Source organism: Pseudomonas sp. PS02302, from assembly GCF_029959585.1.
In the GTDB taxonomy this organism is placed as follows: Bacteria; Pseudomonadota; Gammaproteobacteria; order Pseudomonadales; family Pseudomonadaceae; genus Chryseomonas; species Chryseomonas aestiva.
On sequence record NZ_JASCON010000003.1, the window covers coordinates 34,687 to 61,632 of the forward strand.

Annotated in this window: 26 protein-coding genes and 1 pseudogene; 15 read left to right on the forward strand and 12 right to left on the reverse strand. The window is 58.2% G+C overall.

Features of this window, described 5'->3' with window-relative positions:
- Positions 1-23: 23 nt before the first annotated feature.
- Positions 24-497: a conjugative transfer protein MobI(A/C) gene (mobI, locus tag QMX82_RS01845; RefSeq protein ID WP_064307036.1), complete on the reverse strand. Its 474-nt coding sequence runs from the start codon at positions 495-497 to the stop codon at positions 24-26.
- A 1,264-nt stretch (positions 498-1,761) separates the two neighbouring features.
- Here mobI and QMX82_RS01850 point away from each other — a divergent pair.
- Positions 1,762-2,769 (forward strand): ParM/StbA family protein, encoded by a 1,008-nt coding sequence (locus tag QMX82_RS01850; protein ID WP_064307035.1) that lies wholly within the window; start codon positions 1,762-1,764, stop codon positions 2,767-2,769.
- Between the two features lie 578 nt (positions 2,770-3,347).
- Here the strand turns inward: QMX82_RS01850 and QMX82_RS01855 are convergent.
- Positions 3,348-4,043, reverse strand: a complete 696-nt coding sequence (locus QMX82_RS01855; protein WP_064307033.1) for a LexA family transcriptional regulator — start codon at positions 4,041-4,043, stop codon at positions 3,348-3,350.
- Between the two features lie 600 nt (positions 4,044-4,643).
- On the opposite strand from QMX82_RS01855, the gene QMX82_RS01860 reads away from it, so the two are divergent.
- Genes QMX82_RS01860 through QMX82_RS01870 form a run of 3 tightly spaced genes read left to right on the forward strand, consistent with a single transcriptional unit; the run spans position 4,644 to position 6,333 of the window.
- Positions 4,644-5,024 carry a lytic transglycosylase domain-containing protein gene (locus QMX82_RS01860; RefSeq protein WP_231893023.1) on the forward strand — a complete coding sequence of 127 codons (381 nt, stop codon included), beginning with the start codon at positions 4,644-4,646 and terminating at the stop codon, positions 5,022-5,024.
- Positions 5,021-5,512: a hypothetical protein gene (locus tag QMX82_RS01865; protein WP_064307032.1), complete on the forward strand. Its 492-nt coding sequence runs from the start codon at positions 5,021-5,023 to the stop codon at positions 5,510-5,512. Before QMX82_RS01860 ends, QMX82_RS01865 begins: the two co-directional genes overlap by 4 nt.
- Positions 5,513-5,550: 38 nt before the next feature.
- Positions 5,551-6,333, forward strand: coding sequence for a FlhC family transcriptional regulator (locus QMX82_RS01870; protein WP_064307031.1), 783 nt, complete (start codon positions 5,551-5,553; stop codon positions 6,331-6,333).
- A 274-nt stretch (positions 6,334-6,607) separates the two neighbouring features.
- Here the strand turns inward: QMX82_RS01870 and QMX82_RS01875 are convergent, their stop codons facing one another.
- Positions 6,608-7,840: a tyrosine-type recombinase/integrase gene (locus QMX82_RS01875; protein WP_064307047.1), complete on the reverse strand. Its 1,233-nt coding sequence runs from the start codon at positions 7,838-7,840 to the stop codon at positions 6,608-6,610.
- Positions 7,841-8,222: 382 nt separating this feature from the next.
- On the opposite strand from QMX82_RS01875, the gene QMX82_RS01880 reads away from it, so the two are divergent.
- The 3 genes from QMX82_RS01880 (at position 8,223) to QMX82_RS01890 (ending at position 10,350) form a co-directional block, all read left to right on the forward strand.
- A complete protein-coding gene (locus tag QMX82_RS01880) occupies positions 8,223-9,215 on the forward strand; it encodes a DNA-binding protein (RefSeq protein ID WP_064307030.1) in 993 nt (330 codons plus the stop codon).
- The gene (locus QMX82_RS01885; RefSeq protein WP_064307029.1) at positions 9,212-9,694 is read left to right on the forward strand and encodes a hypothetical protein; all 483 of its coding nucleotides are present in this window, start codon (positions 9,212-9,214) and stop codon (positions 9,692-9,694) included. Before QMX82_RS01880 ends, QMX82_RS01885 begins: the two co-directional genes overlap by 4 nt.
- Positions 9,695-10,056: 362 nt before the next feature.
- Positions 10,057-10,350 carry a hypothetical protein gene (locus tag QMX82_RS01890; protein ID WP_156522275.1) on the forward strand — a complete coding sequence of 98 codons (294 nt, stop codon included), beginning with the start codon at positions 10,057-10,059 and terminating at the stop codon, positions 10,348-10,350.
- Between the two features lie 274 nt (positions 10,351-10,624).
- Here QMX82_RS01890 and QMX82_RS01895 read toward each other — a convergent pair whose 3' ends face one another.
- From QMX82_RS01895 to QMX82_RS01910, 4 genes are all read right to left on the reverse strand, one after another.
- Entirely contained in the window at positions 10,625-10,969 is a 345-nt protein-coding gene (locus QMX82_RS01895) for a hypothetical protein (protein WP_064307027.1), read from the reverse strand.
- Positions 10,966-11,220, reverse strand: a complete 255-nt coding sequence (locus QMX82_RS01900) for a type II toxin-antitoxin system Phd/YefM family antitoxin (protein WP_064307026.1) — start codon at positions 11,218-11,220, stop codon at positions 10,966-10,968. Before QMX82_RS01900 ends, QMX82_RS01895 begins: the two co-directional genes overlap by 4 nt.
- Positions 11,221-11,746: 526 nt before the next feature.
- The gene (locus tag QMX82_RS01905) at positions 11,747-12,295 is read right to left on the reverse strand and encodes a PBECR2 nuclease fold domain-containing protein (RefSeq protein ID WP_082900361.1); all 549 of its coding nucleotides are present in this window, start codon (positions 12,293-12,295) and stop codon (positions 11,747-11,749) included.
- A 27-nt stretch (positions 12,296-12,322) separates the two neighbouring features.
- Positions 12,323-12,553, reverse strand: coding sequence for a hypothetical protein (locus QMX82_RS01910; protein ID WP_064307025.1), 231 nt, complete (start codon positions 12,551-12,553; stop codon positions 12,323-12,325).
- Between the two features lie 1,053 nt (positions 12,554-13,606).
- On the opposite strand from QMX82_RS01910, the pseudogene QMX82_RS25870 reads away from it, so the two are divergent.
- From QMX82_RS25870 to QMX82_RS01920, 3 genes and pseudogenes are all read left to right on the forward strand, one after another.
- Positions 13,607-13,780: pseudogene (locus QMX82_RS25870) on the forward strand (HAMP domain-containing protein); the annotation flags it as partial.
- A gap of 156 nt (positions 13,781-13,936) precedes the next feature.
- Positions 13,937-14,650, forward strand: a complete 714-nt coding sequence (locus QMX82_RS25880) for a methyl-accepting chemotaxis protein (protein ID WP_442969367.1) — start codon at positions 13,937-13,939, stop codon at positions 14,648-14,650.
- Between the two features lie 365 nt (positions 14,651-15,015).
- Entirely contained in the window at positions 15,016-15,990 is a 975-nt protein-coding gene (locus tag QMX82_RS01920; protein WP_064306982.1) for a DNA replication terminus site-binding protein, read from the forward strand.
- 9 nt (positions 15,991-15,999) lie between these two features.
- Here QMX82_RS01920 and QMX82_RS01925 read toward each other — a convergent pair whose 3' ends face one another.
- Complete coding sequence (locus tag QMX82_RS01925) at positions 16,000-16,263, reverse strand: hypothetical protein (RefSeq protein WP_064306983.1); 264 nt, start codon at positions 16,261-16,263, stop codon at positions 16,000-16,002.
- Between the two features lie 473 nt (positions 16,264-16,736).
- Between QMX82_RS01925 and QMX82_RS01930 the strand changes: the two genes are divergently transcribed.
- The 3 genes from QMX82_RS01930 (at position 16,737) to QMX82_RS01940 (ending at position 18,396) form a co-directional block, all read left to right on the forward strand.
- On the forward strand, positions 16,737-16,886 hold the full coding sequence (locus tag QMX82_RS01930; protein WP_156522271.1) for a hypothetical protein: 150 nt from the start codon (positions 16,737-16,739) through the stop codon (positions 16,884-16,886).
- Positions 16,887-17,229: 343 nt separating this feature from the next.
- The gene (locus tag QMX82_RS01935) at positions 17,230-17,526 is read left to right on the forward strand and encodes a hypothetical protein (RefSeq protein ID WP_064306985.1); all 297 of its coding nucleotides are present in this window, start codon (positions 17,230-17,232) and stop codon (positions 17,524-17,526) included.
- A gap of 114 nt (positions 17,527-17,640) precedes the next feature.
- The gene (locus tag QMX82_RS01940; RefSeq protein ID WP_064306986.1) at positions 17,641-18,396 is read left to right on the forward strand and encodes a hypothetical protein; all 756 of its coding nucleotides are present in this window, start codon (positions 17,641-17,643) and stop codon (positions 18,394-18,396) included.
- 25 nt (positions 18,397-18,421) lie between these two features.
- On the opposite strand, the gene QMX82_RS01945 is transcribed toward QMX82_RS01940, so the two are convergent.
- From QMX82_RS01945 to QMX82_RS01960, 4 genes are read right to left on the reverse strand one after another with little or no spacing between them, the layout of a single operon-like run.
- The gene (locus QMX82_RS01945; RefSeq protein ID WP_064306987.1) at positions 18,422-21,460 is read right to left on the reverse strand and encodes a conjugal transfer protein TraG N-terminal domain-containing protein; all 3,039 of its coding nucleotides are present in this window, start codon (positions 21,458-21,460) and stop codon (positions 18,422-18,424) included.
- Positions 21,460-22,893: a conjugal transfer protein TraH gene (locus QMX82_RS01950; RefSeq protein ID WP_064306988.1), complete on the reverse strand. Its 1,434-nt coding sequence runs from the start codon at positions 22,891-22,893 to the stop codon at positions 21,460-21,462. The genes QMX82_RS01945 and QMX82_RS01950 overlap by 1 nt, the downstream gene beginning before the upstream one ends.
- Positions 22,877-23,923: a conjugal transfer protein TraF gene (gene traF / locus QMX82_RS01955; protein WP_231893019.1), complete on the reverse strand. Its 1,047-nt coding sequence runs from the start codon at positions 23,921-23,923 to the stop codon at positions 22,877-22,879. The genes QMX82_RS01950 and traF overlap by 17 nt, the downstream gene beginning before the upstream one ends.
- A gap of 8 nt (positions 23,924-23,931) precedes the next feature.
- Positions 23,932-24,231 carry a hypothetical protein gene (locus QMX82_RS01960; RefSeq protein WP_064306990.1) on the reverse strand — a complete coding sequence of 100 codons (300 nt, stop codon included), beginning with the start codon at positions 24,229-24,231 and terminating at the stop codon, positions 23,932-23,934.
- Positions 24,232-24,526: 295 nt separating this feature from the next.
- Here QMX82_RS01960 and QMX82_RS01965 point away from each other — a divergent pair, with 295 nt between their 5' ends.
- Both QMX82_RS01965 and QMX82_RS01970 read left to right on the forward strand, forming a co-directional pair.
- Positions 24,527-26,017, forward strand: coding sequence for an AAA family ATPase (locus tag QMX82_RS01965; RefSeq protein ID WP_082900358.1), 1,491 nt, complete (start codon positions 24,527-24,529; stop codon positions 26,015-26,017).
- 5 nt (positions 26,018-26,022) lie between these two features.
- Complete coding sequence (locus QMX82_RS01970) at positions 26,023-26,946, forward strand: hypothetical protein (protein WP_156522272.1); 924 nt, start codon at positions 26,023-26,025, stop codon at positions 26,944-26,946.

The window sequence follows — 26,946 nt, forward strand, 5'->3', positions numbered from 1 at the left end:
TACCGGTACTTCTGGAAACGCAACTAAGCAACCGGCGGATTGGCGTTCACCTTGCGCTGCTGCATCAGCAGCAGTTTTCGCACCTTGCCGAGGTTTAGGAGCTGTTCTCTGATCATGGCCAGCTTGGGCTCATACAGATGGAATAGCTCGACGAACCACGCATCCATTCCGATGGTGACTGGGGTGGCCGCATAGGTGTAGCCCAACCCCTTGGCGATGGGGGTACGCGCATGCTTCTTCGCGCCATTGCTACCTTTTATGAAAAAGACTTTGCACCAGACGATGGACACAGATCCTTTGCCATTGCCACGCACGTCGATCAGTCGATAGATGATCTTCCCATCGGCTCTTGCCTTGGCATCCTCGAAGTACTCATCCCTCAGCCGCAGCGCTTCTTCGCGTAGGGCTTCGTGCGCCTCGTCCAGTGAAGTCAAAGCCAGCCCATAAAGACGTGAAATTGGGCCGTTGCTGACTTGGGGGTCGATTGCAGGGGTCATTGTCATATCCTATCTATTTACAAGGAGACCGTTCGGGTTGTCATTAGCGAACGAGGGTGAAAACAGGGTCAAAAATCTACGTTTTCCATAGAAACCAATAAACGCGTATAGGTTGTCATTAAATATGCATTTCCCTGTCCTAAATGGGACGCTCCGGCGAGAAAAACCATATATCCGTTTGTATTGTCATTAAATATTGGGAAATGAGGCGGTGAACCTTGGGTATGATCGTCACCGGAAAGGGTGACTTGACCAGTTTCGCGCTAGACCGTTGTCAGATACCCCTGTGCTACGATGCCAACTCACCCGTTTGTATTGCCATTAATAATGGAAAATCTGTTAGCCAATGGCGTCTATCCCCAAACTCAATACATCCGTTTGTATTGTCATTAACTATTGGGAAAACCGTCTCGGAACGGGCGTAAACGATCAACCCAACACATCCGTATGCATGGTCAATAAGGCTCGGCAGACCAATACATCCGTTCAGATTGTCAATAATTATGGGAAAATGACCGGTATCTCTGTTCCCAAAGGGCGCCCTGGAGCCGATTTTGAACGGAATCGCCAAGGTTGTAATTACTATTGACAATGTTAATCAGTGACGAAAGATTTTTGGTATTGGGTCCCCCTTACGCGCGGGCTTTATAGGGCAGAAATATCGCTTGTGAAGCGAGAGTCAAGAAACCACTTCATCCGTTTGTATTGTCATTAATTATGGATAAGTGAAGGTCTCCCGCGGAGCCACAAAAAAGGCAATTCATCCGTATGTGTTGTCAATAATTATTGGCAGATTTCATGGCGTTAAAGTCGATTCCCGAACAACAACTCATACGGATGCCTTGCCAGTACTAGGTGACACCATTCAAGCACTCCCAGGCCGCATGGCTTCAGCGAATTCGCGCCCTTCGAGGGCGTGAATTGGAGAGAGAAAGAGAGAGGCGATAGGCACTCTTGTCCTAGGCGTCCTGTAGGACGCCTCGTTGCCCACCGCAATGGTCGACGTGCTCCGTAGGCGTCCTGCAGGACGCCTACGGAGAGGAGGGCGAAGCAAGGTGCTCCCGAATTGACCGGCAGGCGTCCTACAGGACGCCTGAGAGGCGGGTAGGGATTGGCAAATGCCCTGCCAGGCGTCCTGTAGGACGCCTCAAGCACGAACGGCAGCGCTGTTGCATGGGCGTGCTTGCGCCAGGCGTCCTCCAGGACGCCTGGCTGACCATTGCGGGACGTGACGCGTTGCGAACCCTTTCAAGCGAGTGCACGCATGAGTAAGAAATCCCAGAACGCCGCTCCGTACGTAGTGGGCCTCGATATCGGTTACTCCAACGTCAAGCGGGTCGAAGGCTATGCCGACGAGACCTTGCCACGCCAATTCATCTCCCCTGCCCAGGCAGCGCCGTTAGGAAGCCTCAATGGCAACGCGGTACTCAAGGAGGGGGAGCACTATGTCACTCTCGATGGCGAACCCTGGGCGGCGTTTCTAAGCGCCGGCCGAGCCGGGGTCACGCGGGAATTGCATGCAGACTATCCCGCCTCGAAGAGCTACCGAGCGCTGTTCAACGCGTCGATCAGCGATGCGTGCCGGGACGGTCGAACGGAGATCGACCACCTCATCACCGGCCTTCCGGTCAGCCAGATGCGCAATTCGCAGCTGGTCGAGCGGCTGACCGCACAGCTGACGGGCGTTCACCAGGTGGCGCCGCAGCGTGAGATCACTGTCCAGAAGGTCACTGTGTTGCCGCAGCCGGTTGGGACCCTCAACTATATCTACAGCACCTACGAAAGCCCGGACGACCTTGATGAGGGCGTAATCCTAGTCCTGGACCCAGGGTTCTTCTCGGTTGATTGGGTGGTCTTCCGCCGCGGGGATATCGTTCGAGATTCCAGCGATTCGTCCATGGAGGCAATGAGCGCTCTGCTTGAGGCTATCAATCTCTTGATCGCCCAAGAGTTTGGCGGACCGGGCCCTGGTCGCGACAAAATCGAGATTGCCTTGCAGCGGGGCAAGCCATACATCCAGCTCTATGGCAGCAAGGTGGACCTGCAGCCATTCGTGGATCAGGCGGTCATGACTGTTGTGCCCAAGGCGCTATCGAACATGAAGCAGCAGATGCGCTTCCTCGATGGCGAGGCGATCGACTTCGTTTTGATCGGTGGCGGCGGCGGCACCTGCTATAGCGCCGCGGCGAAGGAGATCTTCCCCTTGTCGAAGATTCTCGCCGCGAGTGAGCCGGTTATCTCCAACGCCTTCGGGTATTGGCTCAATCACTGATAAGGGAGCTAGGAGATGAGCGATGCGCCGGACGATCTTGCGCTGAGACTGAACGTCAAATTTCGGGACGGTACGGCTCCAATGCTTCAAGCCGAGCTGCTGAGGCTCCCGGGCCGGCAACGGGTGAAGCGCCTGTTGGAGTTGGCGAGCCTAGGACTCATGGCCGAGCGTGGTATGTCGGTAGAGGGCTTTGCCAGCCCATCCCCCGGGTTGATAGCGCCTAAGCTGGACGCCGGCCCTTTGCGAGCCGGCGAAGCGCCAGGCGATCTACCTGCCGACGATCTGCCGAAGCCGCCATTGCCTTCTCAAGAGGTCGGCAGGATCCCCGTCGCGGTAGTAGTGGAGACTGGAGAGGCAGGCGCACTACCAGACCTTCAGCAGCGTGGTGAAGAACTCTCGAGTGTGTCACCGCGCCCCCGAAGGCGTCCTAGCTTTAACGTCGACCTAACCGGTTAGGGGGCAGTTGGTTGAGAGATCAGTGCGGGAACTTGAACGAATACGACCTGGCCACGCATTCAGGTTCTCGCATTTCCTTCACGCGCCAGGCGATCCGACCGACGAGAGGGATCAGGCCCTACTCAAAGCGACGTCGTAGAGATCTTGAACCTCACCCGACCTACGACCTTGGGCACTCTGGCCTCACCGCTGGCAAGATCCTCAGGAGAAAACGTCATACTGGAATAGCGGACGTTAGCGACGTTGAAGCTCATCAAATCACTCACTGGGCTGACACTGCGCACAATGACGGACCCATGATGGGTCAGGATGAAATTCCCTTCCGTCAACGTGGTGTCTGCGATATCGACGACCACGATCTCGTCTGGCTTGATGTATGGCTCCATGGCGTCAGTGTCGACTCTTGCAGCCCTGGCGTTGCCCGGGCTGATGCCATACCGCTGAAGCAACTGAAGCGGCAGCGGAAACGTGCGAAGGAATGTCCCTTCGGAGGCGAAGTCAGGCTTCTCTCCAAGCAGGCCTTTCTCATAGGCCAGCTCGCGCAGCGACCTGACTATAAGGGTGACCGATTCCAAAGTCTGGCCAGGCTCGCCAACACCTGTCGCCAGGTATTCGACGGTGCTTCCCAACGCGCCGGCAAGCGCTACAAGGCGCTCCCTGTTACAGCTCGTACCTCGGTAGAGCATGTTTTTCGTAGTCCCTTCGTTTTCGTTCAAAGCAAGGGCCAGCTTTTGAACGGACAGACCTCTAGCATCCATGAGGTCCTTAACCCGTGTGACGAACGCTTCGTGCGAAGTGGCTTCGGGTGTGTAGTGCATGGTGGTCCCTTCCTTGTACGAGGCGATTGCGGTCGCCCGCGTGGCTTGGTGGTGCGCTGAACATCGGTCCAATTATCGGCCATTTACGCGCATTTTATTTACACCATTCCCTGTACAAAAGCTGAACGGGAAAATGCTCACAGAATGGTGTCGAATTTACGACGCCATCAACGTAAACGGCATCGCTCTCCGCGCTATCCGTCAATCTGGTGACGAACAAAAACGCTTATTGTGTGAAGCAAATCACCGAATATTAGGAGTTCCTTAAGCGTACACGCCGTTCGTCCCGGAAATGGGGCCAGTTAGCCCCCTAAGGAGGCGATTGATAGATGGCTCTATTGAAACAGTGAGAACCAGAGCACAAAATATGCACACATTAGAGGTGCAGTTTGCAGGGTGGCTGGTGTGGCGAATATTGGAGCTATTTTCGGGAGGCTAGCAGCAGCACTGCTTTGTGCTGTCAGTGCAGTCCCCGGCCAGGTAGCTGCCTTCGACCTGACTGGCACTGTCTGGGATAGGCCTTCGACTCAAGGGTGTCGGCCGTCACCTGAGCTTCTTTACGCAATTGCGCTGGTTGAATCGAAAAAATACGCGGGCCGGATGGTCACCCCCAATCCCTATGCTCTCAATATCGACGGCAAGGGATTTCATCCGGGAACTCGCGCAGAAGCAGAAAAACTGCTCCGAGAAGCGTTGCCCAGAACCCGGGCAATTGCTGTGGGAGCGATGCAGATCAGCCTACGGTGGAATGGGGGCGAGGTCAGCGACCCGGCGGACCTGCTCGATCTACGCACCAACGTGCGGACCGCCACGAAAGTCTTCTGCGGTTTTCAAAAGCAAGGGGGTGACCTAGCGCTGTTGATTGGGCGTTATCACACCCCTAATCCAGAGCTGGTCAGTGTCGCCAGGGCTTATGGAGAGGACGTCCTCCGCGTGTGGAGACGTCTCGTTTTGCTCAAGCAGGAAGGAGAGCAGGGATGATCACCGCGACGCCAGTGGGTTGCTTGCTGGAGACGGCTCAAGAGTGGATCGAGTCGAAGGACAGCGCCCTCTACCGCTTCTTCGATATCAGCACTGAGGACGGAAAGTGGCTGCTCACCGCAGCTGAAGCCGACATTGAGCGGCTGGCCTGCCTGCCCGCTTCGGTCTTCAAGATCAGCCTGGTACACGGCGATGGTGGAAGTGCCCCCCGCGCCATGTTGAACAGCTACAGCGTCAGCCTCGTAACCAATGTGCTTAGCGAGATCCGCGAGGATCTGCGTACCTCGGAGCTGGAGAGCCGAATCTTCTGGGGACTATCCGAGAAAGACGCCGGCTGGCTCAAAGAAAGCTCCTTCAGCCAGCGCAACCAAATTGCCGCCCTGGGCCGTGTGAAATTCACCGCACGAGACGGCCTGGTGCGTGAGTCCGCCGGTGAGCGCAGCGACACCCTTCAGCTACTGCTTCGCGTCATGAATCCCAGCTATTGAACCTGGGAATCCGATAACACCCTTTGAGATCCGCAGACATGGACAACGCAACCTTGACCCAGCAGATGGTGCAGGCAGGCTTTCGCTGCAGCATCATCACCGTGCATACCGATCACACCTCCAAGCAGGTCAATCGTCTGCGTAAGCAGATTGGGGTCGAGTACAAAGGGGCTAGCGGCCCCCTCCCAAGTGGCGCCTGCCTGCTGTCGAACTCCGGCCAGGTCGTTGAAGCAACATTGTTCATGTGTGCGTACCTTCGGGCCGCAAAAAATCCGTTCGTTGATGTCGATGTCCAGGCAGTCATGGCCGCCTATCGCGTTTACACCGGATACCGGTCCGCAGGCGAGGTAGCGCTGGCGACTTCGACCGAGGCGCTTCATATCGATCGCGCTTGGGTGATCGCACGTGAGTACCGCTCCAAAGAGGTCGTGGTCCGTATCTGCTCCTCACGCCGGTGCCGCCTTCCTTACCTGGTGTCGAGCTCCATGGGTCATCGGTCGTCCTGCCCGTTCTGCAGTGCGGTCGCTGAGCGCGATCGCTTCCATTGCGATGTGAATGACGCAGTACTCACCGAGCGTCCGGTCGCCGAGCTGTTGGAACTGGCAGCTCGTGTTCAGGACCTGGCCGGTTGGGGGTTGGCGGATCATGAGGTCGTCAAGGAGCTGGGCTTGTCTAACGTAGAGTTTCTTGCCACGCGGCGTCTCAACGCCTACGGCGAGCCTGCAAGGCAGGCAATCGCCAAGCGCTACTCGACGGGGAGCGCCCTTGTAAGGGCACTGACACGTAGCAACAGAGGTGTGGCTGAAAGACGCCTGGCATAAAGCACGCTGGCGGTAGCCACAACTCCCCAAAAGCCGGCGCCTTCGCCGGCTTTTTGTTTCCAGGTCACACAGGCGCGATCAATCACCGCCGAGATAATGCATCCCATAGGCGTCTTGCGCGGCGCGTGGCTGATCAGGCGCCTTTTCGCCGGCGTCCTGCAGGCGTTCCAGATCCCACGCTACGGAATCGCTCCGCCTTCCTAGAACACGCTAGACGTCCTGCAGGCGTCCTGCAGGCGTCCCAGCTCCCACGCTACGGGATCGCACCGCCTTCCTAGATCACGCTAGGCGTCCTGCAGGCGTCCTGCAGGACGCCTGATGCAACGTCCTCCGAGCCTGGCAACTCCGGCATCGCCAAGAATGTCTCCCAGTCGCTCATCAGTGCGCGCCGCTTTTCGAGTAGGGGGCCTCGGTTGTAGGCAGCCTCAGTCTTGGAGCCAATCCTGTGGGCCAGCGCCTTCTCGCAGATTTCCCTCGGGTGTGAGGTGGTCTCCGCTGCCCAGGTACGAAACGTCGAGCGGAAGCCGTGCGGGACCGCTCCCTCAAGCTTGATCTTCCGCAGCGCCCGGCCTATCGCGTTGCCCGGCAGTGGTTTCTTACCGCGGGCGTTGGGGAACACCCAGGTATCGTGCTGACCCTTCTGCTGCTCTAGCACCTCCAGCATCCGGTTCGTCAGGGGCACGATATGCTCCTTGTCTCGCTTCATGCGTTCCGCCGGGATGGTCCAGCGTCTTGCGTCGAAGTCGAACTCCGCCCACCGTGCCTCGCGAACCTCGGCATTGCGCAGTGATGTGAGGATCAGCAGCTCCGCCGCACGGGCGGCTGGACCGTCCAGGGAATCCAGGCGATGCAGCACGGATGGACAGCTTTCCGCCGGCGCCGCTGGATGGTGCGTGACATTGCGATCGTGGCGCGGCAGCAGCTTGTCGAGGTGGCCACGCCACCGAGCCGGATTGGCGCCTTCGCGAAACCCCAGTGCCTGGGCGGCATCGAGCACCGACTCGATGCGGTTGCGGATGCGCGCGGCGGTGACCTCGATCTTGTCCCAGATCGGGCGGAGCACCTGCAGCACCAGGTCGGTATCGATCTCGGCGACCGGCCGGCGACCGAGTACCGGGAAGACATAGCGTTCCATGGAGCTGACCCATTGACGATGGTGGTCATGGCTCCACGAAGCACCGTGGGTGGTGATGTACTGCCCGGCCAGGGTCTCGAAGAGGTCGGGTCCCGCGGCCGGCGATTGAGCCGCAGGCGATCGCCGGCCCGGTAACTCAGGCGCCCCCTCCGCGATCTTCAGTCGGCGCCTGTCCGCTTCAAGCCGGGCCTGCTTCAACGAGACCGCCGGATAGCCACCCAGCCCTACGTCATACCGCTGACCTCGGAAGGAAAATCTGAAGATCCAGCGTTTGGCCCCGGTCTTGGCCACACGCAGGATGAGGCCGCGGCCGTCCTGGTAGACGCCTGGTTCGGATAGCTCTTTCACCTGCTTCGGTAGCAACTGGCCCACGGTAACTCTCCACATCGATCGCCGAAGGCTATCACCCAATCCTGCGTATGCAACTATCCGAACCTCTAAAAACTGAGTCATACAGTACGGGGAAGTTATATCCCCGTACTAGATCTACGGAGCCCGCGCCATAGCTGAGATTTGTCTTGTTTCTATTGGTCAGAGCCCACAAAGAGCCCCACACGGCTGAGGCGGCCGCGATTCCAGGTTCAGCTCCTGACCAGTGTTGATCCGCGCATCTCTCACGGGCTACCGACGCTCAAAAGCGACAAACCCTCGCAGACGTTAGCTAACGTTAGGAACTAACCAGATATACCTAACCTAATTGTTTGTTAGCTGTGTTTGGCTTTACTATGCTGTTTTCCATTACCCGGAGGCGGCCATGGCTGAACGCAAATTTACAGACGCAGAGGTCATCGCCGCCGGCGAGCAGCTGCTGGCAGGTGGGCGCAAGGTCAATGGCTGGGCGCTACGGACTACCCTCGGCGGAGGCCGCCCCGAAACGCTCCTCAGCGTCTGGCAGCGACACCACACTGGGGTACCGGGTGGGGCCATTCCGACCAGGCCGCTGCCGGAGGAAGCCACGGCGATTATCGAAACCGCAGTCGCCAAGCAGACCAAGGCAATGCAGGACGCTCTGGCCGGTGCCCTTGACCTGGTAGCGGCTGCGGCGCGCAAAGAGGTTGTGCTGGAGCTCGAGCAGGCGCGGCAGGAGATCGCCCGCCTGGAGGCTGAGCAAGACGATGCCAGCGGCGTGCTGGAAGGCCTCGAGGCCGATCAGGAGCGCAGTCAGCAGCAGATAGACGGGTTGGCCAACGAGCTTCAGCTGAAGGACAGCCAGCTCAGTGCTATGGCCGAGGAGAACGCCAGTCTCGCCGAGCGGCTTGCCGAGGCAGAAGGGCAGGCGCAACAAGCTCGGGACCAGCTCGCCGAGAGTCAGGCCGAGTTGAGCCTGGCGTTCGCCCAGAAGGCTTCCGCAGAAGCGGCGAGCGCAGAGCATCAGCGTTCTGCTTCCGCAGCTGAAGAGCGTCTTGCTGATACCCAGGTCGAGCTCCGTGAAATGCGCAATCGGCTTGCCATCGCTCGCTCTGAGGCTGATAGCGCCGCGGGGCAGATCCAGGAAATGGAGCGTACGCGCGCCCAGGATCTTGAGATCCTCACAGAGCTGCGAGTGGAGAATCGCGCCCTGGGTGACAAGCTCGCCCGGGCCGACGCCGGCCGGGAAGCCGCAGAGCGCTATTTAGAGCGCGTCCAGAAAGATAGCAGTGCCCGAATCGCAGCGTTGGAGCGCCAGCTTGCCAAAGCGGTTGCGAAGCCGGCTCCCAGGGGCACCGGTAAGGCGCCCCGGGCAACTAGCCCTGCTTCCGGGGAATGAGGGTGGCCGACCAATTCGAGGGCTTCCACGTTTACGGCGGATCTGCCGCGCTGAAGTTCGAGGTGGTGCTGAATCAGGCGCAGGAAACCGTGCTCGCGGTGGACGGTGCCGGGCGCAAGGGATCCAGCGAAAAATTCGACTGGTCCGAGAAGCTGACGCTCCAGATTACGCCTCGCGAAATGCCGGCGTTTATGTGTTGCGTCCTGGGAATCACGGCGACGTTCGAAGCGCGCAATCATGGCGCCGCCGGCGACAAAGGGCTGACCCTGGTTAACCAGCCTGAGCGCGGTGTGCTCTACCTGCGCCTGCTCCAGCAACGCCAATCGATCAACGTGCCGATCACCCCGGACAAGGTCTTTCATTTGGGTGCCCTGGGCATCCGTGTGCTCGCCAAGCAAGTTCATCTGGACGTACCGACATGCCTAGCGATGTTGCGGGGCACGGCGGGGCGACTGCTGGTAGCGCCAGGACGCGAGTAATCCACGCGCTCGAGCTGCACCTAGCATCTGCTGCGGAAGAGTAGCTCAACCGCGATTTATGCGAGGCGTCGAAACGTACGCTTCGCTGGGCGCTGGTTATGCTCATCCAGCGTCATAACTTCACCCTGGCCATGACAGCTGGATCGGCAGTTGTTGGCGCTTTCCTGTGGCTTTGGGGCTAAGCCGAACCAGTGTTCATCAACGAGCGCTCCTTCGGCACGTTCCACGCGGAGTTTCCGCCCTTTCCAGGCATGAACTGCTCAAATCCGAGCGCTACTGGCAGCGACAATGGTCGTCAAAGCATGCGGTGTTCACCCCGTCTCCGGTAGACATGCCTGGGGTCTGCACTATGGAGCGGTCTATTGAAACCCATACCTATGAAACGAGAGAGCTACGTCGTCCGAAACTGGCCGTGGCTCGGCCTGCTGCTGTTGGTCCTGTTCATCTGCACATTCGGTTGGCTCACACGTGGCCTCGACCCTGCACCAGTTGTTGAAGTGCATCCTGGCTGGTATGGCTTCGTCGTAGCTGAGCTGCTTGGCCTATGTGCGCTTGAGGCGCGAGCGACCGATACTGCGTCCGCCCGGGTTATCAGCCGCCTCGCCATCGGCGGTGCAGGGGTCGCCATAGTCTGGATGTGCTTCTTCGCCGGCTGAATGGGCGTGGCGGGGCGGCCCCGGGCTGCTTAGCGCTGACACGTGTGACAGCCTCTCGCGCCTAAGCATCGGCCTTCCGCCGGTCACCAGTACCCCAGACCGGATGACCCGAGGCCAATGCCACCGTCTGGCCCACCGATGACGAAGATCGCGCACTTCGCTGTCACCATGCGCGGGTTCATTAGGGTCTCGTCGCCCGAGGCGATGCGTCGAAGCGATCGCACCGTACGGGCGCGGTGGGTGGCTGACCTCCCCCTACTATGCGCGGCTTGGCTCAGCTGATCAGCAGGTGTCGATACAGCAGCTCTCGGATGTCCTGGCCATCGCGAAAGATGGCGAGCACTACGGCTTCGCGCCGCGCCTCGTCGATCAGGTATCCCGCTCGATAGCCAGACTTGGCGATCTCGCGATACCTGGCGATGCCAAACTCGGCACCGGCGGCGGCAATCGGGTGAGCGAGTGGTGACTTCCGGAGCTCGGTGGCGACCTCGTCGACGACGCTGGTCATCTTGGCGAGTGCTTCGGGGCGAGAAACCGATTTCGCGAGGTGGTGCACCTGGTCGAGCGCACCGGTCCTTGCCGAAGCGCTGAACCGGACCTGGAAAGCCCTGGCGGTCATTTGCTATCGCCCCCGAACCGCTGCTGCAGGCCTTCTTTCAGCTGCTCGGATGACATGTGCTCGCCGGCTTCGTACTCCTTGGATCCCAACGCCAGCAGCTTGACCAGGGCGATGGACTCATCGCGGCGGACACGATCCGCATAGGCCTCGATCACATAGGCCGGCTTGCCATTCTGGGTAACAATCATTGGCTCAGTGAGCTCAAGATCGGCCGCATTCTTTTTCAGGTAGCTGATCGTTTCGACTCGCATTGATAGATCCCAATGTTCACTGCAATGCGGCCCACTCTATCGTTTGTCGGACCAAATTAAAACCAAATACGGTCCTATCCTTTCGGCGATGCGTTCTTGTGTCAGGGCTGGAGGCATTTCCGGCACCGCTGCGCAGCCGCACGCCGGCCGGCAGATGCGGATCCTGGTCGACCTCAATCACCAGCCGCGCGGCGCAGGCTGACCGACTGGACCTGGTGCAGCTGCAGACCCTGTTCAACCTCGATCACCAGATGCCTCCGGTGCCTAGACCGCGTAGTACAATGATGCATTCTCGCGTTGACTGTCATAATCTAGGGACCAGATTGCAATCAAAGGCGTCCATCACGACTGTTTGACGAAGGGGTCATTGATGCGTAATATGATTCACAAGAGCGCGAAACCAGCTGCCCCGCAGCGGCTATAGCTGGCGTAGGAACCTCGTTGATAGTTGCGGTATCAGCGTCAGGTGAGACCTCTTCATCCTAGTCTGAGGATGCAAATATCAGGCAAACACTCTTAGGGCAGCTCATAGCTGCCCTTTTTCTTTGCTCTCGATTTCATATCGGCGGAACAAGAGCTCACCATGACGATGCTTGTTCATCGACCTGGCGTCGCCATGCATGAAGTTCCAGAGCAACAGCCCATCTTTCACAGTCACGACCACAAGCATCTGATTCTTGGCCTCATATGCCCCAATGAAGGCCAGCCGATAGTCATCGTTGGTATAGAGCACCTTCCAGACCTCGAACGGCCCGGTGAGGGTATCTAGGGCATAGCGAACATACCTCTCCCTAGCGTCCGCGCGCTTCTCGACGATGTGTGGAAGGCTGTCCCGTAGAATCCGCACAGCACCTACAGGCGTAGTCACATCCACAAAGGTAACTCCCCCTGTAAACCCAAATTGGGCCGCTATGCACTCAACCGCATCGTCAACGGTTGCTGCTGGTGCTACCAGCGCAGGAGCTAGGGCCCTAAGCTCGCGGGTAAGGGAGCGAAGGTCAGGTAGCTCATGCTCCTTCCAAGTCTGCTGGCCTGAAGCCTCACGGATCATCACCCGGGGCGTTTCAGCCGACATTGCCAGCTCCAAACTCCAGTGATGGCATCATTCGGCTGGCCCATTGATTGCCTCGACAATAGCTTCACACGGGCCGGCGATGCGTCTGATCAGGGCCTCTAGTTCGGCGATCTTCTGATTGGCGATCTCTAGCCGGGCGGTGTTACGAACCCCTAAGTTTGCAGCTTGGATGATTGCTTTCGAGGCTGTTTTCTCTCCGGTCAGAGCAGAAAAGGCTTCGATTTGCTCATCGGTTACGTTACGAATAGTCAGTGCCATGATTCGTTGCCTTCTGATAGCAATACTGCTTATAGATGCTGGTCTGAGTAAGCGCTATTGATTGCATTTTAACGTTTTTGATAGCAAAAATGGCTTCCAGCAGAAAAAAATTTGCGTGCTATAGCTTGCGTACCTCGATCAGCAGGCGCTGTCGGCACCGCTGCGTAGCCCTGGGCTGGCCGGAAGAGCCTGGTGCGGCCGCAGATCCTGGTCGACCTCGATCACCAGCTGCAGCCGGCGCCGGTGCACTGCCTGGGCTGGCCAGCAGGGCCTGGCGCAGCTGCAGATCCCTGTCGACCTGGAGGCTGAGGCAGACACCAAGGCTATCGTCGGACGGATTACACCTTCGGTAGCCACAAAACGACCGTGCGGCTGAAGGGGTATGGCAATCGTCGGACTTTCAAATAATTTAAGAGTTACTGCGACAAATATGTCGTCAAGTGAACACCCGCGCCATCCTCTCGGACCCTTTCCATGAATCCCTCTCGTTCCCTGCGTGCTCAATTGCTGCTGCTCATCGGCGGCGGCCTGGTCTTGTTGCTGGCACTTGCCCTGGCCGGTTTCGGCCTGCTGTCCCGCCAACTGGATGGCTATCAAAGACTCCTCACCGGTCCGCTGGAAGAGGCGCGGCTGGTGGACGCCACCAACCTGGCCTTCAAGTCCCAGGTGCAGGAGTGGAAGAACGTGCTGCTGCGTGGCGGTGCCGCCGATCTACGTGAGCGCTACTGGAAGCAATTCCAGGAAGAGGAGGCGCGGGTCCAGACCGCACTGGAACAGTTGCGCCGGGGGACCGATGAACCCGAATTGCGCCAGCGCCTAGAGCAGCTCGCCCAGAGCCACCGGGAGATGGGCGAAGCCTATCGACGGGGCCTGGCGGCCTATGTCGCAGCGGACTATGCCGCGGCCCAGGGCGATGCCGCGGTCAAGGGCATCGACCGGGCCACCACCGAGCAGCTGTCCGGTCTGGTCACCGAGTTGAACGCGCGCGCCAACAGCCAGGCCGAGGCCCTGAGTGCCGAGGCGCGGCGCACCGTGCTGTTGGCGGTCGGCGCCATGCTCGCCTTCGCCGCTCTGATCGCCCTGCTCAGCGCCTGGCTGGTCAACCGCCGCATCGTCGGTCCGCTGGCGCGGGTCACCGAGCAACTGGTCCAGCTCAGCGAGGGTCGCTTGGGGCAGCCCCTGGCCGAGTCGCGGCGCGACGAGGTGGGTCGGCTGGCCCGCGCCGCCAATCGCCTGCGCGACTTTTTCGTCGATCTGGCTAGCCAGCTGCGCCAGGGCACCGGGGCGCTCGACGCCACTACCCAGGAATTGGGCACCATCGCCCAACGCAGCGGCGAGGGTATCCGCGACCAGTTTTCGCGTACCGATCAGGTGGCCACCGCCATGCACGAGATGAGCGCCACGGCGGAAGAGGTGGCCCGCCACTCCGGCAGCGCCGCCACGGCGGCCAACGACGCGGATCGTGCGGCCCAGGAAGGCGAGGTGAGCATGACCCAGACCATCGCCACCATTGAGCGGATGCATGCCGAGATCACCCGCACCGCCGCCGTCATCGCCCGCCTGGAACACGACAGCGAGCGTATCGGCAGTGTGCTGGAGGTCATTCGCGGCATCGCCGATCAGACCAACCTGCTGGCGCTCAATGCCGCCATCGAGGCCGCGCGGGCAGGGGACGCTGGGCGTGGCTTTGCCGTGGTGGCCGACGAGGTGCGTAGCCTAGCGGTGCGCACGGCCAGCTCCATCAGTGAGATCCATCAGTTGATCGCGACGCTGCAGGGCGCCGCCCACGAAGCGGCCGAAGCGGTGCGTGCGGGCGCCGCAGAAAGCAGTGCCGGACGCGATCAAGTGGTGGCTTCGGGCGAGCGGTTGCGCAGCATCACCCTGGCCGTGGAAGCCATTCGCGACATGAACCGGCAGATCGCCACAGCGGCCGAGGAGCAGACCTCGGTGGCCGAGGACATCGCCCGCAACCTGGCGGAGATCGTCACCGTCGCCCAGCACAATGAAGAGGACCTGCAGCGTACCCAGAGCGCCAGTGAAAGCCTCCACGTTGTGTCGCAAGATCTCTCCCGGCTAGCGAGCCGCCTCCGAGACTGATGGCTTTTCATTCGCATAGCCCATCTCAACGAGATAGGGCTATGCGAGCAAAACTTGATAGGTGCTGCTCGCTACCGGCTTCATCGCCATACGTTTAACCATATCCAGCTATAGAAATATACCACCCCTATACAAACCTCTCATTCCAGCCCCCCTGCATCTCCTCTGCCTAGCTTCACTTACTGACCGCCCGCGCCCCGCGCGCGATGAAAGGGGAAGGGAAGGAAAGAAGAGAAGGAGAGAAGGAAGGAAAGGGGTCAGGGTCGCCGTGGGGTGGGAAGGGAAAAGGTTGGATAGGGGCTTGCGTTGTATAGGGGTGGTATATTTCTTTAGTTGGGAACGTCGCCCGTGAGGAGGGCACCACCATGTACGAAGGGATCCAGCGTGCGCACCAGGTGCTCGTCGAGCAGCTGACCAGCTTCAATTCGACCTGGCCAGGGTTGGTGGTCGACGGTCGCGTGTGGCAGGTGCCGCTGCTGAACGAGCAGAAGACGCCCGACGTCCTAGAGGTCCAGGAGATCGACGGCCAGGCGGCGATCGCGTTGGCCACCGCGGCCTTGGCCAGCCACCAGCGCGACGTTGGCCAAGCCGCCGGCACCGTCATGCGCCTGCCGGGCTACTTCCGCCTGCAGGCCAGCGTGCTGCCGCAGGTGTTGGCCATCAATGCGAGTAAGCAGGTGGTCACCGACGAGATCGAGGCGCTTCGGCTCGCCCTGGGCTACACACCCGAGATGCGGCCGCGGCTCCTGCGGCGCGCCCTGGGCGCCGGCGTCACCACCAAGCAGCTGCAGCGCACCATCCACGCCTTCGACGGCGCACCGCGGCGGATCTCGTTCACCTGGGCTGGCCACACCACCAGCAACCAGCGGATACCGGTGGCCACCGTGCGTGAGCAGCTGCAGGCGGAGGCCGAGAGTAGGGCGCAGCAGCAAGGGATACCGCTCGAGCAAACGCCCGAGTACCAGGATCTGCGCACGATCGCGAACCTCTCTGACGACCAGGTGCTGATCAAGCACAAGGTCGTCGCTCCGCACCCGCGCTGCACTCTCTGGTTCGGGGAGCGCGGAGAGAAGTGGGACGCCATCATCAAGGCCAATCTGCCGGTGTTTATGCTCGCCGGCGAGGCCGAGCCGAAGGTCTCGGCGCTGCGCGACTTCGATCGTGCGGCCCGCGGCCGCCAGCGCGGCGATGTGAAGGCACGGGCGGAGGTCTGGGCTGAGCGCAACCTCTACCTGCCCACCGGTGGCCAGCGGATGGAAGTGGCGGAGGGTGATCGCGTACCGCTCAAGACGCCTTCGACGTATCGGCTCGGCGGCATCACCTACGAGTCACCGGCCTAGCGCCTGCGGTCAGCTGTGGCTCTCGAGCGAGATATCCGTCAGCGTCACGGAGGCAATCCTGGTCGGCCCTGCAGGCATCGGTCGGCCCGGCTCCCTGCCTAGATTGGTAAGGGCTGCCATCATCAAAAAGATCACCGCCACCAAGATCGACAGATCGACCAGGTGCTCCCATCGTCGCACCTGATCAGGCCACCGCTTTCGCAACAGCGCCCTCGCAACGCTCACGACCACTACGAGCAGCGCGGCCCATTTGATCTCTTGATTCGTCAGCACACTGGCATCCTATTGCGGCTCCCACACACCAGAGACAGCGCATAGCTCTGCTGCAGACAGGCTTCCATCGAATATCCGAACGTTTCTGAAGGCGCCGCTTGACCCTCGAGCGCTCCGCTAGCGAAGCGTATCCTCCCTGAGGATCTGGCTGCCCATCGACCGCATCGTCCAGCCGACGATCGAACAAAGCAGCTGAAGCAGCGGTGTGCCTGGCTACGTGTGTCTGATGGCTATGCCGCCGACCCCGTCATGCGCCAGCCGGGCTACTTCCGCCGGCAGGCGAGCGCGCTGCAAGACGTGTTGATCATCAAGGCACCCGAGCGGCGCATCATCGACGAGCTCGAGTCATGCGAGAGCGCCCTGGGCGCCGTCGCTGCACACCTTCCACGCCTTCGATGGAGCGCCACAACGGATCTCGTTCACCTGGCCTGGCCAAGCCACCAGCAACCGGAGGGTACAGGTGGCCACCGGGAGTGAGCAGCTGCAGGCGGGCGCTGCACCAGAGGATGCCCATCGAGCAGACGCCCAAGCACCAGGACCTGCGCGCCATCGCGAACCTGGCAGACGACCTGGTGAGGATCAAGCACCAGGCCGTGGCGCCACATCCACGCTGCACGCTCTAGTTCGGTGAGCGCGGCGAAAAGTGGGACGCCATCATCAAGGCCCACCTGCGGTTGTTCGTGCTCGCCGGCAAGGCCTTGGCCCTGCGCAACGTCGATCGTGGCGCGCGCTGAGGTCTGGGCAGAGCACAACCTCTACCTGCCCACCGGTAGCCAGCGGCCACAGGACAGCGCCCGACCTGCGCTCCTTACGACCTCGACCTATCGGCTCGGCGCCATCGCCTATGTGGCCCAGGGCAAGCCAGGCGCTCGCACGGGGGACTAGCGTCGCGGCCGGGGTTGCATTTCCACCGCGTCAGATACGTTCTGCTGAAGCACACAGTTTCCCCATCCAGCGGACGATCACATGACCAGCTACAGCTTCAAGAAACGAGCCGGGACCGATGCTAGCGACCCCGAGTTCGTGCTTCAGATCTGCGGGAGATCAACTCGCATCCAGATCCAGGACTCTACGGCCTGGGGCGGCGCCTATGCGGTGTCCGTCGATTATCTGGATGACGAGGCCGAGCCACACCTCCTCTGGGTGGCGCAGTCCATCACGAGCTTCGCTGAGGCGGCCCGGGTGGCTATCGGCCATTTCGAGGCGCACCCTCTCGCACGTGATCAAGCAGCCGCGCCTGGCGCAGAGCCTGGCTCGCCTTAGCGGCGGCCCAGAACACGGAGGGAAGGGCGCATCAGCGGCGCGAACGGCGGCTTAGCGAGCCTTGCGTTTTTGGGACCTGCGATACCATAGGTCTATCGAATCAGGAGGTGCATCATGCATCCGATCATTGCCGGGGAAGTGCGTAGGGCGGAAGCCCTGCTCGAAGGCTATCTAGGTCTACCACCAGATAGCATCGACCTTGCGTCGATCAATTTAACGAGATTTAAAGGGGTCTCGTTGGAGCTAACTCGGACCGTGTCGTCGATACAGGACCTGATCTCGGCTGACAGCTTTAGCCAGCGTCAAACTGCGTGCGTCGTAAACTTGGTCGATAAACTTGCAGTGGATGTACAGCAACCGCGCGGCTCACGTTTTTCGCACGTCTTCTATGGGATCAATCGCAATCTAAACAAGACCAAACTGAGCTTTTTCTTGCAGATCATCCTTCCTGTTTTAGCATCGGGAACCGGGATCGTATACCTTCACGATGATAGAACTGAAATCGCCGATCTCGTATCTTGCGCGGCGATTGCAATAATCTCCGCAATGCTAATCGGTGCTTGGATAGCCGGGCGAGCCAAGAACTCAGTTTACCTTACAGCTTTCCTTATCTTCACTGTCGCCGGAGCGGCTGCTGCTATCTTCACTGGGAAGACAGCCCAGTATTGCGGATTGCAGTTTTTAATCTCTCTTGTGCCTCTAGTACACGCGATGGCTCACGGTAACTCAATCAGTAGTGACCGGAAGACGAACGACATGTCAGCAATAGAGGAGCTTGAAAAGATGCAGGACGGCATCTACAACCCGTATCGTATGGGTGAGAATTATCTGCGAGACGTTCACATAAAAGACATTATCGAGGGTGAATAATAAAGCCCGCTTACGCGGGCTTTATTTAGTGGCCTTTTTGTAACCCTCGAAGGTTCACGTCATCCACGATATCATCCGCACGATTTAACGTCATAACGTCGCCTAGCGCGCCATTGCCGTTATTGGACCGAGCAGCCTGAACGATGTTTTCGTACATGCCCGCCGCCAGCTCTTTGTCCATCCCCTTTTCTTTTACATACCCGTCCCACTTTTGCTTCACTTCGGCATTGTCCAGATGCCCCAGCTTTGCACTCGCATAGACGTCTTGTTGAGCGCCCTGCAGCCCCAGGTTCTCCGCACTCGCCTTGTACGCTTCAAATTGAGGCTTGAGGCCTGCCCAATCACGTGCACGGTCAATAGCCGAGCCGGCGATGTTGGTAAGGGACTCGCCGCGGTTATCGACGTCTCTGGACTTATCCCGAAGCCTGCCTTCCGCAGCGGCGCGCTCGTCGTGCATCGCGCGCTGAGCATAGGCTTGGCCCGAGCCTTCAATCGTACGGTCGTGGCTCTTCCAGGCATCGCCGACCGCTTTCGTGGCTGCTGGGCCTGACGCATTCGCATAACCAGCGCTGTGACGCTGCGCGAAGTCACCGCTGGACACCTGGTGACCCGCATTAGCGGTGTCGCGCTCTACGCCCTCGGTGTTGGGGCGCTGAATGTCCGAGAACTCCCGTGGCTGTAGCTGGCGAATGTTGCTGTATTCGTCGTGATTCAATGGAGGCCGGGCCAGTACACCAAGGTCATTGTGTTTACCTAGCGTGATCAACGCCGCGCCGACATCGCGGCGCTCGGGATCAAGCATACTTGCGTTGAGTGCGTGCTGCTCCTTGAAGTCCTGAGGATATTTATTCATTGCCTCATTGACCAAGGAATCAGCCTTGCCTTCGCGAATCGCACGACCTGCCCAAGAGTCAACGCCCATATTTTCGGACATGCCGACGCTCTTCTGATATGCAGCAGTTTCAGAGTATTGCTTATTATCGGAAATAGCTTTTTGTGCAGAGCGGGACAGACTTTCCTGATCCGATTGAGATACCCCGAGGCGTTCCGAATTTTGGAAGTTCTCTGCTACCTTGTAGCCTTCGGTTTTATCGATAGCATTTTTTGTTGTTTCACTGAGTCCCGAAGACTTCAGACTACTCACCGCACTTTCTAACTTTTGCGTGTCACTTGTTTGGATGCTCGAGGCAGTGCTGCCGCCAACTCCCACGGAAGCAGATCCGACAGCCCCCATCGGCGCTTTCAGCGCTCCGTTAGCAGAAAGTGTAGTTGCAGCAACTGCTGCGTCAATCTGGTTGCTTGATAGCCCGCTACTTTTAGCCGCTTGGTACCCGCTATTGAATTCCGCATTGCGGCTCAAGCCGAAAGCGCTCTGCATCGCTCTTCCGACCTCGGCCTGCTCGCCGATTGTTTTCGCCGATTCGAACTGCTTTGCGAAAGAACTCATCAGTTGCTTGTTGAAGGTCTCAGACGACTGCTCTGCCTGGGCCCGTTGGCTCTGCATGGTGTTGGAGAGGCCTTGCGAGATATCAATGGTTCCACGCTGATTTTCGGAGCCATTGATCCTTAGGCCTTTATCGTAGTCGCTCGTGGCATGAGGGGTCGTTTGCAGGCCCGCGGACGGTGTAACAACGTCAGGCGATACGATCTTCTCGTTGATCTGATCGGAGCCCCCGAGACGCTGAGCCATACTGGTAAACGCGACCGCGCTACCGGTGACTAGGAACATGCTGATCACTGGTACCGAGGATGCCATCAAGCCGGCAACGCCGATCGCGCTGTCCAGGGCAGGCATCATCTGCTTCATCATCTCGAACGAAAGGGCATTGCCGTCCGTGACACTGCTGGTGGTCGCGAGCAGCCCCTCCATCACCGTGCCGGTGTACCAGTTGGTATAGAGGTTGACGATGGCCAACATGGGTTGCCACAGCATCATCCAGCACAGCATGGTGATGTACTTGGTGATGAGATTCATCCCGAAGGTACCCATCACCAGGAGGAACGCCATCATGGGGGTGATGGCGTAGATGAGGCCTTCGAAGAACGTCAGGAATGGCCGGACATAGCGCGTGAACATCGAGCCTTCTGCAGCCCACTGGGTGGCTTGTTGCGCCTGAGCCTGGCTGAGCATGATGGCGTAGGCACCTTGCTGGTCCTCAAGGGCCTTCTGTGCTGGCGCGCGCTCGAAGATCGGAAGCAGCACGGATGCCATGGTGAAGGCACGGGCGTCTGCCACTTGGAGATTCAAGCCGCGAAGTGCATCGTCCACCCGGGTGGTGACATCGTCACCGGTGACCGTCTTGCCAGGCTTCTGGAACGCCAGCTTTGCCACATCGTCCATGATGCCGCTCTGCGTTGAAGCGCTGAGCGCCTTGAGATGTGTGTGCGCTTCCGAGCAGTTGTAGTAGGTACCGACGCCGGTGTTGCCCTCGAAGATTTCTGTCCCATAAACCTGACTGTCGAATCTCATGGAATCAACAGGGTTGTTGCTTCGCATCAGGGCCCCGTAGGCCGCCACGTTACGGCCTACCCCAACCAGGGTGCACTCCTTGATATAGGTCATCCACGACCGTACGAAGTCTCCCCCGGCGCGGGTGTCGCCCATCACAGACGGCATCGCCAGGACATTGCGGGTAGCGCCGCGCACCTTCATCAAGGTCGTGAGGGGGTCGGCGAACCCGTAGGTCGTCATGGCCGGCGTGGAGAAGGCCTGCTCCATCTCCCTGGTCAGCTTGTAGCCGATGTTGGACACCACGGACCCTACGAACAGCGGTCCGATCGGCACGTTGTCGACGACCACGACTGTGCCGTCATAAACGTCTTCCACGACCGCCCGGCCGGTGGGGCCGTAGAGTGCCATGTACAGGATCAGGGCCACGCCCACCTGCTGGAAAGGGATAGCCTGGTTCTTGAATACCGCTTGGAAGCCAAGGAAGAGGGCGCCGATCAACAGACCGACCTTGGCCAACGATTCGATGCTGCCCGATCCCGAGATCATTGCCACGGCGTTGAGGATGCTTTCGAGGTAGGTCGCCGACCCTACCGAGTAGATTGAGAACTCCATTACTGAGCTCCCTGCACAGGTTTTTCGACGTTGATAAATGCGGCAGGCGTGGGCAGCACCTTCATGCGCGCCTCGTAATCGAGCACCAGGTCGTTTTCGTTGCCGTAGCGGCTCAGCAGCGCCTGATGCTCCTGCACCAAGCGGTCACGTGCGGTACCGATGAATTCCCCGGCAGGTTTGCCTAGCTTGTCGACCATCTTGCCGCGGGTGATCACTGTCTCAGCCGAGTCGATGTAGGACTTCACCAGCGAATACGCGCCTTCGAGCGCGAGCATCTTCGCGTGGGCAGAAACGAAGCCGCGGGCCATCGATTCGCTACCTTGCGACAGGCGCTGGACCATGCCGGCAAAGCCCGGCTTCTGCATCATGTTGAGGATGGCCTGCTCATCGTTGGTGAACGCCCCTGTGTTAGTCGCCCACTTGTTCACGATGCCGACGGAGCCGTTCGAGCCATTGAAGCCTTTGATGATCTTCTCCGCCAAGCCGTCGAAAGCGATCGGGTTGATACTGGGCGCCAGACACGCCGCTGTGTCCCCGGCACAGGAGTAGATCGGCACCGTCTGGGTCTTCTGCCCCTCGACGATGTCCTGCAGCGAAATGCTGGTCGGCAATATCGGCTTGGTCTCGGGTACCTGCCCCTTACCATCGGCCGCGTCCACCAGGCCGGTGATGACTACCGAGCCGGTGAAGGACATGATCATCTCGTCGGTCTGCTGAGATCCGTACTTGAAGAACTGCTGGCTGTTGTACTGCTGCATGGCGCACCAGACGACGTTGCCGGTGTCCTCGCAGCTGACGAAGTTGCCAGCCTTGCTCTTCTCTTCCGTCGGCGACTTCGAGTTGGTGCTGCCGGAGAACAGCGAGCCGAAGCTGTCAGCAAGGCCTTTCACGGTGTTCCCCGTGGCCGTCTGCATGTTGTCCTTGCCTTCGAACGCGGAGAACGCGTCCGTCACCAGGCCCTGGGCGAGCTGGCAGCTATTGGACATGAGGCCGTTGAGATCCTGCATAGTCTCCTGCAGGTTGGCGATGGTGTTCTCTACCGTCGGCCCCATCGCCTTGAGCGCTAGCTTGAACGCATAGCCGGACGCTACGCCTACCGAGTTGGAGGCGATGGAGCGTAGCGACTGAACAAACTGCTGAGCGTTGATGAACGAAAAGGAGCCAGCAAACATGTCGATGCCGCCGCAGCCGGCCTGGAAGGAGGGCGGCCGGAAGGAGACGACCGGCGCCGTCGCGATCTGGTTGCGGATCCGCATCGAGCCGCCACTGACTACCCCTCGGGTTGCCGTCTGGTACATGCCCGGGTCGGTGCTGTTGGACATCGAGTTGAACATCGAGTCCAGCTGGCTCTCGATGTTGGCATAGGCGCCCAGGGGCGCGAGGGCCACAACCAGCACGGCTGCGCACAACGACTGCTTACTGCTGCGCCTCATGGGGCACCTCTCCATCTATGGTCTTGCGGGCGAGCTTGCGGCGCATGCTCTCAACGAACGCGGCGGGGTCCTGGTCGATCTGGTCCTGGCTGAGCCCATCGTTGTCCTCGAGGGTCAGCAGGCCGTTGTCGAAGAAGGGCTGCGTGGAGGCGAAGGTCTTCTGGTCAATGAGCGAGGCTTCGCGCGCAGCGATCAGGACCCGGTTGAACAGCACGTCCAGGGTGATGGCGCCGTAGCCGACAATCTCGGTCCGGCCCGGCGGGATCGCCAAGGCGAGGGCAGGGGCCTGATAGACCTCAAGCTTTTTGGCCTGACCATCGTCCGTGCGGTAGTTCGCGAACAGCCCATTGTCGAGGGGCGCGCCGTCCAGCGAGACCGGGATGATCCGGATGCTGGTGGCCGCCGTCAGGGACTGCAGCACGGCGGCCTGCTCAGCGCAGAGCACGCAGTTGCCCTTGAAGAAGAAGAACAGGCCGACCTTGTTGGCCAGGCCCTTGAGCACCTTGTCCCGGTTGTTCGAGACTTCCCGATTGAGCGCGTTCGCCGCATAGGTGGCCACCGGCCGCCGGCTGTCCTCGTCGAGGAACGGATCACGCATGATCACCTGGCTGGACCGCTCGGAGAACTTGGACGACTTGTCCATCATGACGCGCTGCAGGTAGTAGTAGGCCTGCACGTTGGCATCGGTCGGATTATCGATCGCGCGATCGCGGTACTTGGGCAGGTTGTCGCGGATCCAGGCGACGCTGAACAGCTCGGGGCCAGGTTCCGCTGCAGGCGCCGCCGGCGGCTCGGCCTTTTGCATCGGCGCGGGTGGCGGTGGAGGAGGGAGCGGCGCTTTCACCTCGAGCTCAGGCTCGTCCTCGGGCGGGTCCTTGTACCAGAACCACCCCTCGGCCTTTCCTCGGTAGAAGCTCTCGCTACCAGGTGCAGCGAAAGAATCTTTCGCGCCCGGGGAAGCAGGAGCCGGAGCACCGGCCTGACCATGAGCCAGGCTCACCCACAGAGCGCTGAACAACGCTATGTGCACGGTCCGCCTCATTGGGGAGTGTCCAGGTACTTCGCGACGGCTTCGGTCGCGTAGACCCAGCGTAGGCCGCGCTTTCGCCGATGAGGGGCTATCGCCTTGACCCAGGGCAGGTGCTCGTAGCCGGCGGCACCGATCTTCTTCGCCACATAGGTGGCGCTGTACTCCAACTCTTTGGCGATCTGCTCGGGCGTCATCGCCTTACCGTAGGCCGCGGCAAGGCGCGCGAGGGTAGGGCTTAGCTCGCCTTGGCGCTGATGACCATGCGGCAGTGAAAGAGCATCACGAGTGGTGTTTTGGGGATGCAGCATGACTCGTCATTCCGACCGATATGATGAGGACATGCTAAGGAGCAGCGTGACGTAGATGCGGCGGGTTTGCGCCCACCTAGGGCTCGTTCAGGTGGAAGGCAATGACCTGATAGTCTTTGCTACCTTTGGCCTGCCGATCATTGGCTCGGTAGTTCCGAATCGGCTAGCGCTTTCCTGCCGGCGTAAGGCAAGCCCAATATATTCGATTTAACGCAGGACGAAGCCGTACAAATAAATCAATCCAAGCAATGAATAAGCACTACACACGAGACATCGAACACTTAAGGAGAAACAGTTGATCAGGTCTTTTCTTCATGAGCGACGAGAAATTAAACTACATCGTTCTAAAACTATAAACCTCGGAAGAGACAGCCTATATCAGGCCAACTCGATGACGTTATTGGTAGGGCCAAATGGCTCAGGCAAAACAGCTTGCCTGTTCTCGCTTATGAATCAAATCCTTTCTGGCGACAGAAAAGCGCATGACAGTGTTGCCTTCGATCATCCTGAAGAAAAATATAAAACGTGCATAATTTACTATACGCCAGTTCCATACCTGAGAGAAACGCCGGTTTCAGACCCTCACTTAAAGATGCTAGTACCACGGCCATCTAAACTGGCCAAATCTCTTACCGATACTGAGACACGCATAGCGGAGGAACTTAAACAAGAATTCAAAATAAATATCCTATCCTATTTAAAGCTTGATCCGATTACAGATCGCGACATAGAAAACCTACTAACCCTAATCGCCCGAAGAAGGTTTATTCAAGACTCTTTATTTGTGGAGATCCAGAACGAGTATGATTATTTAGAGCATGTCCATTTAGAACTACGTGAAACGAAAGCCACCTACGACAGCCCAGAGTTTCTCAATCTTAGGAGTAAACAAGAACACTTAAGATCTAAATTTTTAACAACATATAAAGCGTTAGCAGGAGACGACTATGCAATAAGGTTAAGGGCATATGTTTCCGCAAAGAGGTCTTGCAAAGCCAGTCTTGGCGGAGATCTTCAGCTATTAGAAGATCTGGGATTTACGATAAGCATAAACCGGATTAAAAATATATCTCAAAGAAGAACCAAATCAAGAACGGCTTTTAGATCAGCGATTGGCACCCTGCGCCATGTATCAAGAATACTAAGAGATAGAACTTTAGAGAATGACTTACATGAAATAAATCATAGTCAACACGCCCTATTACATCACATTGACATATCGAGAGTTGGCTTTACTAAGTTCAACCAACTCAGCTCAGGAGCCGCGGCCCTATTCGATCAGTTCGCGAGCATAACGCAGGCAGTTGCCGATCTGGCTCCAAATCCAAAAAATGAGCATCTACTGCTTTTAATAGACGAAGGCGATGCATTTTTGCATTTGAAATGGCAGCAGCATTACATAAATTATCTAGATAAGACCATTGCCAACATAAAACTTTGGTTTAAGACAGTCCAGGTTATTGTCACCACGCACTCCCCAGTGTTGATGTCAGATTTTCCGAGAGAGTTTGTTGTAAATTTAGAAGACAAGGATAGCATAAAAAGAATTATGGATATTCCACAAGACAGTGATCAGCCAACCTTCGGTGCTCCAGTGGAGACAGTAATGCGCGAAATTGCCAATGCTGGCACTATAGGTAGCTTCACAGCGAAGATTATTAGGGAGCTAATCGATAGGATTCGAAATGGCGAGGAAGTGTCGCCTAGCCAGATTTCTGTAATCGGTGATCCTGCGCTGCGTAAGCAGCTTATGGCAATGCTTAATGAACAGATTAGAAAAGATTAACAGCCATGCTTATAAATATCACAGATTGCTGGCCAAGAAAGATTCAGGAAAAACATGATAAATATATCAAGGACGTTATTAAAAAAAGTGAACCGCATTCTTGCGTTCTACTTGATCACTTTATAAGGGACTACGGAGGTGAAATAGCTCTTGCACCTGCAGATCGACTCAAAGCAATAATAATTGATATAGAGAGCCGCCTTGTAAAGCTGAGTGACGAGGAAAGAAATAATTTCCATATGGCGTGCAAAAAAACTTTCAACTATAGCTATTTTTCTAGCAAATCGAAGCCAGGGTGGAACGCTTATGCGCTCTGTAGCGGTGCGATATACAAACTTTGTCCGTACTGTCAGCTTACTAATATAGATACAATAATCTCAACCTCGTCTGAACTTAGCCTAAGACCGCCGCTCGACCACTTTTATTCACAAGACTACTATCCTTACCTCTCACTCGCTTTGTACAACCTGGTTCCAAGCTGTCATCCCTGCAACTCAAGCTTAAAGTCAACGAAAAATTTTTTTGAAATACCTCACTTACACCCTTACTGTAGCACTGAAAGCGTATCCCATAAACTCGATGTAGATGACTACTTGAGCTATCTAATGGCTGAAGGTATTACAGCAACTCCAAAGGTTATGATCTCTGCACCCGACTCTGAAAACATTAATTATGCAGAAGCAAGGAACTCCATCAATACGTTCCTTATGGAAGAGCGCCTAGCGAAACACCAGGAGGAGGTTTCAAAGCTGACCTCCCGTCTGCGTATCTATCGGCCGGAGCGCATTCCGGAACTCGAGAAGGTTTTTGGATTAGGCTTTTTTATAACCGCTGAAAGGACACTTTTGGATTTTTGTAGGTCTGACTATAAGAATGAGCTACTCGGCGTTGCTAAGAAAGACATGTATGACCTGCTTTGGAAGAAGTAG